Source organism: Neolewinella aurantiaca (assembly GCF_008014675.1).
Taxonomy (GTDB): Bacteria; Bacteroidota; Bacteroidia; order Chitinophagales; family Saprospiraceae; genus Neolewinella; species Neolewinella aurantiaca.
This window is the reverse complement of record NZ_VOXD01000007.1, coordinates 75,984-89,023: the sequence shown is the minus strand read 5'-3', so window position 1 is coordinate 89,023 and position 13,040 is coordinate 75,984. Positions and strand designations below refer to the sequence as shown.

General features: G+C 53.9%; 6 protein-coding genes. 1 reads left to right on the top strand and 5 read right to left on the bottom strand.

What is annotated here, in order from left to right:
- Positions 1 to 254: 254 nt before the first annotated feature.
- Positions 255 to 2,495 (bottom strand): phosphoribosylformylglycinamidine synthase subunit PurL, encoded by a 2,241-nt coding sequence (purL, locus tag FUA23_RS06385; protein ID WP_187270912.1) that lies wholly within the window; start codon positions 2,493 to 2,495, stop codon positions 255 to 257.
- Between the two features lie 192 nt (positions 2,496 to 2,687).
- Between purL and FUA23_RS06380 the strand changes: the two genes are divergently transcribed.
- Entirely contained in the window at positions 2,688 to 6,110 is a 3,423-nt protein-coding gene (locus FUA23_RS06380) for a DEAD/DEAH box helicase (RefSeq protein WP_147929895.1), read from the top strand.
- 26 nt (positions 6,111 to 6,136) lie between these two features.
- On the opposite strand, the gene FUA23_RS06375 is transcribed toward FUA23_RS06380, so the two are convergent.
- From FUA23_RS06375 to FUA23_RS06360, 4 genes are all read right to left on the bottom strand, one after another.
- Positions 6,137 to 6,535, bottom strand: coding sequence for a hypothetical protein (locus FUA23_RS06375; RefSeq protein ID WP_147929894.1), 399 nt, complete (start codon positions 6,533 to 6,535; stop codon positions 6,137 to 6,139).
- Entirely contained in the window at positions 6,519 to 7,235 is a 717-nt protein-coding gene (locus FUA23_RS06370; RefSeq protein ID WP_246144067.1) for a class I SAM-dependent methyltransferase, read from the bottom strand. Before FUA23_RS06370 ends, FUA23_RS06375 begins: the two co-directional genes overlap by 17 nt.
- A gap of 203 nt (positions 7,236 to 7,438) precedes the next feature.
- A complete protein-coding gene (locus FUA23_RS06365) occupies positions 7,439 to 8,185 on the bottom strand; it encodes a DUF2071 domain-containing protein (RefSeq protein WP_147929893.1) in 747 nt (248 codons plus the stop codon).
- Positions 8,186 to 8,255: 70 nt separating this feature from the next.
- A complete protein-coding gene (locus FUA23_RS06360; RefSeq protein ID WP_147929892.1) occupies positions 8,256 to 8,624 on the bottom strand; it encodes a DoxX-like family protein in 369 nt (122 codons plus the stop codon).
- Positions 8,625 to 13,040: the final 4,416 nt, after the last annotated feature.

Sequence of the window (13,040 nt, the reverse complement as noted above, 5' to 3'; positions counted from 1 at the left end):
CAGCGCCAAACCCGGGCGGGAACGCAGGTACAAGGCACGGTTAAAGGTAACAAGTCTGACCCCAAAACGCATAGCGTTTTTACAAATACATCCTCTTGTAAACCACAAAAAACGCCGCGAAGCACGCAGAAATTTGCACCGTGGCCCGGTAGCTAAAAAAAAGGGAGCAAGCCATTATCTGTCGCTCTGATTCTGGCTTGCTCCCACGCCGACTTTCGCCGGAACTCGTATGTTTTAAATTGCTCTAAGCGGAATTACTCCTCCAGCACTGCCTTCATCGTAAGGTCATGCCGCACCATCCACTGCGCCAGGTCTCCCCAGTTTTCGCCGTCGACAACTACGTCCATACCATCTACCCGGCCGAGAACGGTAAAGCCGACACCGTGCTCACGCACAAAGTCTTCGAAGTCTCCCGTCCGGGATTCATCCACAGAAACGACAACCCGGCTCTGCGCCTCACCGAAAAGGAAGGCGTCTTTACGGAAAGCAGGATCGGTATCCAGCGTGAAGCCGTGGCCACCTTCCAGTGCAGACTCGGTAACGGCCTGGAACAGGCCGCCGTCGGATACGTCGTGGGCCGATTTAATGAGTTCTTTCTGGATAAGACCCGCAACGGCCTTATGGAGTTTCTGCTCTTCTTCCAACTCGAAATGAGGAGCGGGGCTGTGCTCAACGCCGTGAATCCGGCGCAGGTACTCAGAGCTGCCGATACAATCCTGGCTGTCTCCCACAAGGTAAATCACATCACCACGGTCTTTGAAACCAAGCGTCATGCGTCGCTTTACGTTATCAACGATCCCCAGCATACCGATGGTCGGTGTTGGGTAAACGGGCTCTACGCGTCCGCCTTCGTACTGGCTCTGATTGTAGAAACTCACGTTGCCGCCGGTAACCGGCGTGCCGAAGGCACGGCAACCGTCGCCCATACCTTTGATGGCGTTCACGAACTGGTAGAAGGCCTCTTTATTGTAAGGGTTACCGAAGTTAAGGCAGTTGGTAATGGCTACGGGCTCACCACCGGAACAAACGATGTTTCGGGCGGCTTCCGCAACCGCGATCATGGCTCCTTTGTACGGATCAGCGTACACGTAGGTTGAGTTACAATCGGTGGTTACAGCAAGGGCCTTATCGGTTCCCTTTACCCGGACAAGCGCTGCGTCGGATTTATCGTTTTCCGACATGGAGTTGGTCCGTACCGTACCGTCGTACTGGTCCGTAACCCAGGCCTTGGAAACCAGGTTCGGGCTGATGAAGAGTTCCTCGGCGGTTGCCTTCAGGTCGGCAGGTACTGCGACGTCTTCGGCCTTGAAGGCTTCGATCTTGTCCATGTACTTCGGGCGGGCGGTTTCGCGCTCGTAAACCGGCGCTCCGCCACCAAGGACGAGTGGCTCCGATGGAACGTCAGCAACGAGTTCGCCGCCGGCGTAGAAGTGCAGGCGGCCGGTGTCGGTTACCTCACCAATTTCTTCACATTCAAGGTCCCATTTATCGAATACGGCCAGGAGTTCTTTCTCCATGCCTTTCTTGCAGACGATGAGCATCCGCTCCTGGCTTTCGCTGAGGAGGATTTCCCATGGCTTCATGTTGGCCTGGCGCGTAGGTACTTTGTCGAGGTCGATCCGCATTCCGGTACCGGACTTAGCCGACATCTCGGAGGTAGAACAGGTAATTCCCGCTGCGCCCATGTCCTGCATGCCAACAACAGCACCGGTTTTGATCACTTCGAGGCTGGCCTCCAGAAGCAGTTTCTCCTGGAAAGGATCCCCCACCTGAACGGCCGGGAGGTCTTCGGCACTGTCCTCCGTGAGGTCAGCCGAAGAGAACGTAGCGCCGTGGATACCGTCTTTGCCCGTTGCCGAACCGACGATGAAGACCGGGTTACCCGGTCCGTCAGCCGCAGCAGAAACCGTTTCACCGTGTTTCACCAAACCAACGGACATTGCGTTGACCAGAATATTCTGGTTGTAAACCGGGTGGAAAACCACCTCGCCGCCGACAACCGGCACGCCGAAGCAGTTACCGTAATCGCCAATACCACGGACAACACCATCCACGAGGTGCTTGGTGTGCGGCAGGCTCGGATCACCGAAACGGAGGCTGTTCAGGCTCGCAATCGGCCGTGCGCCCATCGTGAAGATATCGCGGTGGATGCCACCAACGCCCGTCGCAGCGCCTTGGTAGGGCTCCAGCGCAGAGGGGTGGTTGTGGGATTCGATCTTGAAGGCACAAGCCAAACCGTCACCAATATCAACCAAACCGGCGTTTTCTTCTCCGGCTTCCACCAGCAGACGATCGCCTTCGCGGGGCAAGGTCTTGAGCCACATGATGGAGTTCTTGTAGCTACAGTGCTCTGACCACATCACCGAGAAAATACTCAGTTCATTGAAGTTGGGTACCCGACCCATGATTTCAACGATTTTGTCGTATTCCTCTGCCGTAAGGCCGAGGTTCTTTGCTACTTCTACGTCTGCTTTAATTTCGTGGGCTGCCGCCATGGGGAAGGGGGATTTTGGATAAGCTGCAAAGGTAGGAAATAGGGAACTAGAAATTAGAAATCAGAAACCAGAAATCAGAAGGCTGAAATCCGGGAGGCTGAAATCATGATCGTTCGCAGACAGTCCCCTCGTTTCCAGTTCACTTACTACTAATTTCTAGTCAGCTGGTTTCTAGTTCCTAACTTTGCGCCGATGACTGACCCTCAACGCCAGGATGCCTTTCGCAAATACTTTTACCGACAATTGGACAAGATTGCGGCAAATACGGATTATTCCGACGTAGAACGGGCTCTGGCCCTGCGCCGCCTCAACCTCGAGTTGTTTGAGCGGGCCACCGAAAAGGACAAACTGCACTTCAGTACCAACTTTGCCCGAATCAGCTATACCGCCCATAAATTTGGCATCCCCAACGTCCATATTTACCAGGAGCGGCGCTTCCGGCAACGCCGGCCGGCAAAACTCAACGCCGAAGAACTGGCCGATCACCTCACCACCGGTTACCGGGTCGCGACCGAACTAACGCGGGCCCTGTTTGGCGGGGCCGTTCCCCAGCCCTGGGTAGATTACCTCACCCTGCCCTACCCCATTCCCTACGTAAAGGCTGAAGTAAAGCAGCACTTCCCCGCACTGCGGGTCGTAGCCGTTGAGTTCTCCGAAGAGGACGAACTGCTCTACGTCAGAGAAGAAGAACGGCCGGAGCAGGTGTACAGCATCCCCTACGGAACCGAAGAGGTTCCCAATCCCTTCATCGCTCAGGCTATCGCCATCGTGAAGCAGGTCAGCGGGCTTCCCCGTACGCTCAACCTGCTCAACGCCGAGTTGCGCGATGATGACCACCTCTACCCTTCCCAGATGGTCGTTGAGCCCGACTACCTGATCGACGTTACCGCCGTAGCCGAGAGTTTCAGCGGAACCCACCACTACCAACCCTGGACGGCAGTCGCAAAAAAACTGGTGCCGATGAAACAGGCGCTGCCGCTGGTGCGGGGGAACCTTGTAAACTTTTTCCTGGACCGCCTGGTGGAAGACCCCGAGGTAAGCTTCCGGGAACTCATCGGGAGCATCTTCCAGACCGCTCCGCTGGCACTCTGCCTCTTCGACGACCAAAAGATAAAAGAGCTCATCGGCCAGCTCAACACCCACTTCGTCACCCTGCAGAAGTTTGTCCGGCAGGACCTCGCACGCATCGACATCGACCGGGAGCAGATCCTCCTTGAACCGACCTTCCTGAGCCCCAACTACGGGGTACAGGGTCGACTTGATCTCCTGCAGGCGGGCAAAGACCGCGATGCCCCCACCACCATCGTTGAGCTGAAAACCAGCAAGTACTGGAAAACCAACCGGCACGGCATCAATCAGACCAACTACATCCAGACGCTGCTCTACGACCTGATGATCAATCAGGCACTCGGGGAGGGAGCCAACGTTCGTAGTTACATCCTGTACAGCGCCGACTTCGAAGGCGGCCTTAAGTACGCTCCGCCGGAAAACCTCCAGAAGCTGGAAGCCATCGCCGCCCGCAACCAACTGCTGGGCGTAGAACTACTGCTCGGCCAGTTGGGTGCTTCACCAGACGAAGACCTGGAGGCCCAAACCACCAAACTCATCAACCGGCTGCAGCCCGCCCGCCTCAAAGACCTCAGCAGTTTCGCTAAGCGGGACCACGAAGCCGTCCTCAGCAAATTCAGCAAACTTACCGGCCTCGAAAAAAGGTACTTCGGGGCCTTCCTCGGATTCACCGCCCGCGAGCAACGCCTGGCCAAAACCGGCGAGCAGCGCCTCGAGGGCGTCAACGGCCTGGCCAGCCTCTGGCTGGACGACCGGCTCCAGAAAACAGAGCGCTTCGAGCTACTCGACGGGCTGAGCTTCGAAAGTTACGACGAGGAAACAGCCGTCCTTACCCTCCTTCGACCCGCCGAAGACGAGCGCCTGGTGAAGTTCCGGCAGGGAGACATCATCGCACTCTACGCCACCCCAAAGGCCAACGCCAACCCGCGCGATGTCCTCGCTTCCCAGATTCTGAAATCGACCATCGTAAACGTTGATCCCCAAACCGTAAGTGTTCGGCTGCGCAGTCAGCAGCTAAACGACACGGCCTTCCGCAGGGGGAAATTCTGGAGCATCGAAAAAGACGTCCTCGACAGTAGTTTCCGGAACCATTATCAGGGAATGCTCATCTGGGCCTCCGCCGAACCGGCACTACGGCAAAAGTGGCTCGGCCAGGCCGCTCCGCGGCAAGCGGAGCCCTACGGAGAAGACATTGCCACAACGCTTACCGACGAGCAAAATAAAATCCTTCGCAGCATCATCACCGCTCCCGATTATTTCCTGCTCTGGGGGCCTCCCGGAACGGGAAAAACGAGCCAGATGCTTCATCACCTCGTTCGTCACCTGCTCAACAACACCGGCGAAAGCCTGCTTCTGGTTGCCTATACCAACCGTGCGGTAGATGAAATCTGTGAAAGCATCGAACGCATCACCAAGGCCGACGGCAGCAGCTTCAGAGATTACCTCCGGATTGGGAGCCGGTACGGCGTAGACCCCGCCTTTCAGGACCAGTTGCTACAGCTCAAGAGCGAAAAAGTAAACAAGCGAGCGGAGCTGAAAGAACTGATCCAGAACACCCGGATCTTCGTAGGTACCGTTGCGAGTGTGGGCGGCAAGCATGAGCTGTTTGAGCTCAAGCAATTCGACCGGATAATCGTGGACGAAGCGAGCCAGATTCTGGAACCTTTGTTGGCAGGTCTATTGCCCCGCGCCCCCCGGTCATTACTCATCGGAGACCACCGCCAATTGCCCGCGGTGGTGCAGCAGCGTGCTCAGGATACCCGGGTTTACGATGAAAAACTGACTGAAATTGGCCTTAAAAGCCTGTCCACCAGTTTGTTTGAACGCCTGTACCTAACTGCACAACGAAAAGGATGGACCTGGGCCTACGACCAACTCAGCCACCAGGGAAGAATGCACCAGGACATCATGGCCTTTCCCGCCAGAGCCTTTTACGACCAGCAACTCCGAATACTGCCGGAAGGCATACCTCACCGTCTTACCCAGCTCAGTCAACTAACCCTTGCACCCGCGGCCGCGCCCCAGAACACCCCTGCTTCCGAACTCGAAAAACAGTTGAGCCGGAACCGTCTCGTTTTCCTGCCAACGCAGCCGGATCACACCCACGCCGACCCCAAAGTGAACGGTTTCGAGGCAGACCTTATGGTGGAATTGATCGCCGCCTACACCCGCCTGTACGCAGCAACTGACCGACCGTTAGTGGCCGGAGACATCGGCATCATTACGCCCTATCGCGCTCAGATTGCCCACATCCGGCGTCGGCTCCGCGACGCCAATTTAACCGCCGACGACTATCAGGTAGACACCGTGGAACGGTACCAGGGCGGGGCGAAACGAATTGTCCTCATGTCGCTGTGTACCAATGAGTTCAGCCAGATTCAGATGCTCTCACAGATCAGCGACGAGGGCGTAGACCGCAAGTTGAACGTAGCCATGACCCGTGCACGCGAACACCTCGTCATTGTTGGCTGTCCGGATATTTTGCGCCAGAGCATGGTCTATTCCGACCTTCTCGATTTTGTGGGCGAGGGCGCAGGTGCAGAGTAAGGACGAAGGATTGGACCGGCCTCCGGCTAAGCGTACCACCAGCAAAGCCCGAAAATTACCGTCATGTAAATCCAGAAAATTACGGCGATTACGTGAATGAAAGTTTCGAATCTTTTGCCGCGCCACAGCTCGGAGGAATACACAAAAAACTGGAAAAACAGCCGTAATCCCCAAAAGAACGAAAGCCCCAAACAGAGCCTGTTGCCGAGGGGCGTTGTCAGTAAATCCTCCGTGGAAGTGACGCAAAGCAGGCCAATTGCGAAGACTGTAATGGCGATAAAAATCATGTGGGTGCGCATCATCTGCCGGTTCATCAGACCGATGGGTGCGAGGTCTTTTTTCCAGTCGAGGTAGCCCGGTACGAAATAATGCAAAAGGGACAGGAGCATGAGCAACCAGCCGATGACGTTAAGGTGAATCCACATCTTTTATCAGGGTGAAGGTGGTTAGAAACGGCGTAATTTTTTCTTCCGAAATCTCCTCAAAGCCCGCCAGCGAAAAGGTAAGGTGCCACTCCTCGTACGGTAAGAAGTGGAACACGCCGAAGGAATACGCCAACGTATTCGGGCCGTCGCGCAGGTGCTCAGTGAGTACGACACGGCCTCCCGGTTTCAGCCCTCTGTGGATCCTCCGGAAAAAATGTCCTCTTTCTTCCGCGTCCCTGATTTCGTGGGCAGCCATCAGCAGAAAAACCACGTCTACAGAATCATCCTCCAGTAAAAGGTCGTCCGTAGTGATCCGTATTGTTCCGGGATAAGACGGGTACATTTTCCGGGCACGCTTTATGGAGACTTCGGTGTGCAGTTCCGGATCGTAGAAGTCGAGCACGGTAAGTTCAGCCGTTGGGTATTTATCCGCTAACAATACGCTTGTCTCATCGAATCCCGCGTGAATGTTGACGATTTTAGCTCCGGCGCTTATGTTCGGCAACCACTCAAAGCGGTATAGTTCCGACTTATCGTAGACGTACCAGGAGACCAGCAGCGAAATCAGGGTCGTTGCCAAAACTCCGATGGCGACACAAATTCCCGTTACGTACCAGTATCCGCCCAACCATCTGGCCACCAACAAGCCCAGTGCAACGCCAACCACCGCCAGCACGTAAAAATGCCAGTTGAAGCGCACGATGTTGGCTACGCCCTGAAAGGCAGAACGATGACCTGCGGTATTTAATCCTCGATGCTTGATTCTCGATGCGTGATTTGAATGCGGGAGATGTAACGTGAAGGTAAGATACAACCGTAAAGGCGAAGTTCGCCGACTTTCAGGCCTCCCCCGTCGTCAGAAGTCCGGTTTCTCAATTTTCAGACGCGCTCTACCTTTGCGCCCTAATGCTCCCACGGTTCTACCTTGCCTTTTCGCCACCAGTAGGGAATATCCTCCACCACGAAGGCTGAAGCAAGTACTGCACCGGAGAGGCCGTTCCGGTTCAGCCACGGTAAGCTGTAATGTTCCACCGTTACCGGCTGCGGCTTCCAATTTTGCCGGACGCCCTCTACGATCAATACGTTTTGGTTTTCAGCATCGTAGGTGAACGTGAATGGCAGCGGCCCCGCAAAGCGGCGCGCCTCTTTCCAGTCCGCAAACGGGCTGCCCTCCGGCAGCGCCGGATCGTCATCGTAGCGGACCTTCACCACGAAGTTTTCCGTAGGGCTTCGTACCCCGTAAGTCTTCCGTCCTTCTTCTTCTCCGTAAACCTGCTCCACCCCGATCTTCGTGTAGTTATAATGGGTCATCAGGTTACCCATCAGCTCCATCTTGCGTTTATCGGTTTGGGATTCAAGGATGTACAGTCCACGCAGTTTTTTACCCGCCGCACTGGTGTACCGCACGAAGATGCGGTAACCGGCGAGGAAAAAATCGTTACCCAGCCAACGCGGGAAGCCTTTTGGTCGCAGCGCTTCGGTTTGCACCATTGCCACGGCGACGAAGGCGTGTTGATCCTCAAAAGTATCTAATCGTAGCGGCGGAGGGAGCCTTCTCGCCAGCGCTGCCTGCGGCAGCGCGAACGTGAGCACCAGCGATTGTCGGAAGTGGGCAGCAACGGGAAATGGGTGGCGTTTCAAGGGGTTCATATGTGCAAAATTAAGCGATCCCTCCGGGATCGCGCGCGCCAACCTTCAAGCCCGTATCTATGGGTTCTGGTCATGAAAGGCTCGCTCGCTCGGGTTGTGTTCCCCACCACCAAACAACACCACAAAACAGAAGCGCAAAGACCGGGTTCCAGTACCCCCAAAGCAATAGTTCCGGTACCAAAATACTCTCCAGGGTATTCATCGTCAGAATAATGGCGATCTGAATAACTGCCGTCTGCTTACGGTACCGTCCCGTTAAAATCCATAACCCCATCGCGATCTCCGACACACCAATCATGATCGTTAGTGTTCGAGCGTGGGCTGGCCCCAGAATACCCGCTACAATCTCGGTGTGGCGGGGAACCAGGTTCAGTACTTTAGCCAGCAGGCCGTTGGCCAGCCAGACAGCAGCAACGAAATAAGTGAGTGCTCTAAGCATACGGAAAGATAGGAAGTCGCTGCCATTGATGTCACTTGCTTCGCTAAGTAGTGTGTGTATAACAATGGTCCGCTACGATTTCAGGCCGCCCTGGCTCCAAACAACTTAAGCTCCTTGATCACTACTTGCCTTTTAGGCGTGTGTGGGAATATTCAACACCTGCGTTTTAGTGCTCTTTCGTCCGGCGGAGAATGAAGCGATCATTAGTAAGTAAATCGGTTTCTCACTAAAGAAGCCTAAGCTAACAGCCCGTCTTGTATGCCTGCCGGCGGCTATTCTCCTTTGCGCAACAGTTTCAGCTATGGTCCGGCCGCCTTCATCTCCGGTGAATAGCGGGGATGAGCGACCTCTGGTTGCGTAATTGGCACGTACGAGGTTCAATCGGAGTGAAACTCCTCCACCGATGCCCAAGGACTGAGTCCTCCCCTTTTGCCCGTTCATTTTTTCTTGATAAAAAACGAACCAAAAAATCAAGGCTGTGCCACCGGCTGATCGTGGAATCCAATTGTTGAAGCCTAAAATGGAAAAACTCGCGTCGGCGTTGGTCGGGTTGTTTCCTGGCTTGTTGGTCCGTCGAAATCTTTGGCGCCGATTTCCGGGCTTCGGGAACGCTTAGACAGTTTCCATTTTTTAACGGCTTCAAAAACCGGATTCCACTGCCGGTGCTAAGGCCGAAACAGTAGGGACTGAACTCTGCGTTCTGCACTCTACACTTTGATTGCTGAGCGAATATTTAGAATCTCGATCCGGTCCGACTCTCCTGAAAACTGAAATTTGTCAATGAGGGCTGCCGGCAGGAAAGGTGAGACGGGATGTAGCGCGGGCTCAATCGGAATAGAACTCCTCAACCGATGCCCCAGGACTGCGCTTCTTCCCGTTTCGCCCGTTCATTTTTTCTTGATAAAAAACGAACCAAAAAATCAAGGCTGCGCCACCGGCTGATCGTGGAATCCGATTGTTGAAGCCTAAAATGGAAAAACTCGCGTCGGCGTTGGTCGGGTTGTTTCCTGGCTTATTGGTCCGTCGAAATCTTTGATGTTGATTTTTGGGCTTCGGGAACGCTCAGACAGTTTCCATTTTTTAACGGCTCCAAAAACCGGATTCCACTGCCGGTGCCAAGGCCGAAGCCGGAAGGACTGAACTCTGCGTTCTGCACTCTATACTTTGATTGCTGAGCGAATATTTAGAATCCCGATCCGGTCCGACTCTCCTGAAAAGTTAAAGTTCGGCATTGAGGGCCGCCGGCAGACAAGGTAAGATGGGAGGTAATGCAAAGATGATGTCCCCACTAAAAATCTACGTTCCCTCCCGTTTTGCCCGTTCATTTTTTCTTGATAAAAAACGAACCAAAAAATCAAGGCTGTGCCACCGGCTGATCGTGGAATCCAGTTTTTGAAGCCTAAAATGGAAAAACTCGCGTCGGCGTTGGTCGGGTTGTTTCCTGGCTTGTTGGTCCGTCAAAATCTTTGGCGCCGATTTCCGGGCTTCGGGAACGCTCAGACAGTTTCCATTTTTTAACGGCTTCAAAAACCGGATTCCACTGCCGGTGCCAAGGCCGAAGCAGTAGGGACTGAACTCTGCGTTCTGCACTCTACACTTTGATTGCTGAGCGAATATTCAGAATTCCGATCCGGTCCGACTCTCCTGAAAACTGAAGTTCGGCAATGAGGGCCGCCGGCAGGCAAGGTGAGACGGGATGTAGCGCGGGCTCAATCGGAATAGAACTCCTCAACCGGTGCCCCAAGACTGCGCTTCTTCCCGTTTTACCCGTTCATTTTTTCTTGATAAAAAACGAACCAAAAAATCAAGGCTGTGCCACCGGCTGATCGTGGAATCCAATTGTTGAAGCCTAAAATGGAAAAACTCGCGTCGGCGTTGGTCGGGTTGTTTCCTGGCTTGTTGGTCCGTCGAAATCTTTGATGTTGATTTTTGGGCTTTGAGAACGCTCAGACAGTTTCCATTTTTTAACGGCTTCAAAAACCGGATTCCACTGCCGGTGCCAAGGCCGAAGCCGGAGGGACTGAACTCTGCGCTCTGCACTCTATACTTTGATTGCTGAGCGAATATTTAGAATCTCGATCCGGTCCGACTCTCCTGAAAAGTTAAAGTTCGGCATTGAGGGCCGCCGGCAGACAAGGTAAGATGGGAGGTAATGCAAAGATGATGTCCCCACTAAAAATCTACGTTCCCTCCCGTTTTGCCCGTTCATTTTTTCTTGATAAAAAACGAACCAAAAAATCAAGGCTGCGCCACCGGCTGATCGTGGAATCCGATTGTTGAAGCCTAAAATGGAAAAACTCGCGTCGGCGTTGGTCGGGTTGTTTCCTGGCTTGTTGGTCCGTCGAAATCTTTGGCGCCGATTTCCGGGCTTCGGGAACGCTCAGACAGTTTCCATTTTTTAACGGCTTCAAAAACCGGATTCCACTGCCGGTGCCAAGGCCGAAGCCGGAGGGACTGAACTCTGCGTTCTGCACTCTATACTTTGATTGCTGAGCGAATATTTAGAATCCCGATCCGGTCCGACTCTCCTGAAAAGTTAAAGTTCGGCATTGAGGGCCGCCGGCAGGCAAGGTGAGACGGGATGTAGCGCGGGCTCAATCGGAATAGAACTCCTCAACCGATGCCCCAAGACTGCGCTTCTTCCCGTTTTGCCCGTTCATTTTTTTCTTGATAAAAAACGAACCAAAAAATCAAGGCTGTGCCACCGGCTGATCGTGGAATCCAGTTCTTGAAGCCTAAAATGGAAAAACTCGCGGCGGCGTTGGTTGGGTTGCTTCTAAACCCATCGGTTCGTTGAAATCTGGGTAGCTGCGTCCTAGGCCTTGAGGACAATCAGACAGTTTCCATTTTTTAACGGCTTCAAAAATCGGATTCCACTGCCGGTGCCAAGGCCGAAGCCGGAGTGTCGGAGCTCTGTGCTTTGCTTTCAATTACGGAGCTTAGAGCATTCAGGAAAATCTTTGGTCCGGCCGCCTTCACTTCTGGTGAACAGCAGGGATGAGCGACCTCTGATCTCGTAACTGGCGCGTAGGGGTTCTGTCAGTGTAAAACTCCTCCTCCGGTGTCTTCAACTATTTTTATTGCGCAGCTACTTCGGCCTTGGCCCCGGCCACTAATGCGGTTGCTGGTGGCCGTTAAGAAAAGCAAGTTGTATGAGCCAACACTGAGTTGCTGCATTTCCGAAGGGCTTCGACTCCCGACAGTTCCAGACTTCGAAGGATCAGTTTGAGGCGAGTTTTTGCTTTTTAGGCCAGCAGTGACCGTATTAGTGATCAGCCGGGGACACAGCCTGAGGGGTTTGCTTCTTTGCCCTGACAAAGAAGGCCGCCGGCAGGCAAGGTTAGACGAGCGGTGACGTGTGTTCAATCGGAGTAAAATTCTTCCTCCGGTGCCTGAGGACTAAGTTCTTCCCCTTTTGCCCGTTCATTTTTTCTTGATAAAAAACGAACCAAAAAATCAAGGCTGTGCCACCGGCTGATCGTGGAATCCAATTCTTGAAGCCTAAAATGGAAAAACTCGCGTCGGCGTTGGTTGGGTTGCTTCTAAGCCCATCGGTTCATTGAAATCTGGGTTGCTGCGTCCTATGCCTTGAGAACGCTCAGACAGTTTCCATTTTTTAACGGCTTCAAAAACTGCATTCCACTGCCGGTGCCAAGGCCGAAGCCGGAATGTCGGAGTACTGTGCGTTGCTTTCAATTACGAAAGTTGGAGTATCAAGTATAAGCTTTGGTCCGGCCGCCTTCACCTCTGGTGAACAGCAGGGATAAGCGACCTCTGGTCGCGTAACTGGCGCGTAGGGGTTCTGTCGGTGTAAAACTCCTCCTCCGGTGTCTTCAACTATTTTTATTGCGCAGCTACTTCGGCCTTGGGCCCGGCTACTAATGCGGTTGCTGGTGGCCGTTAAGAAAAGCAAGTTGTATGAGCCAACACTGAGTTGCTGCATTTCCGAAGGGCTTCGACTCCCGACAGTTCCAGACTTCGAAGGATCAGTTTGAGGCGAGTTTTTGCTTTTTAGGCCAGCAGTGACCGTATTAGTGAGCAGCCGGGGACACAGCCTGAGGGGTTTGCTTCTTTGCCCCGTCAAAGAAGGCCGCCGGCAGGCAAGGTGAGACGGGATGTAGCGCGGGCTCAATCGGAGTGAAACTCCTCCACCGACACTTTCGACTATTTTCATTGCGAAGCGACTTTGGCCGGAGACACAGCCCGAGGGTGTTGCTTCTTTGCCCTGTTACCCCGCAGAAGACGCGCAGCGAAAGAAGGCCGCCGGCAGGTAAGGTGAGACGAGATGTATGACGAGATATGACGCTGTTGCCACCCTGCAAGATTTGCTGAGCACGGAAGTAAAGTCATCTCATTGGCTACAAACTGTAGCGGACCATTGTGATACACACCGCTAAGTACGATATGCAAACGTAG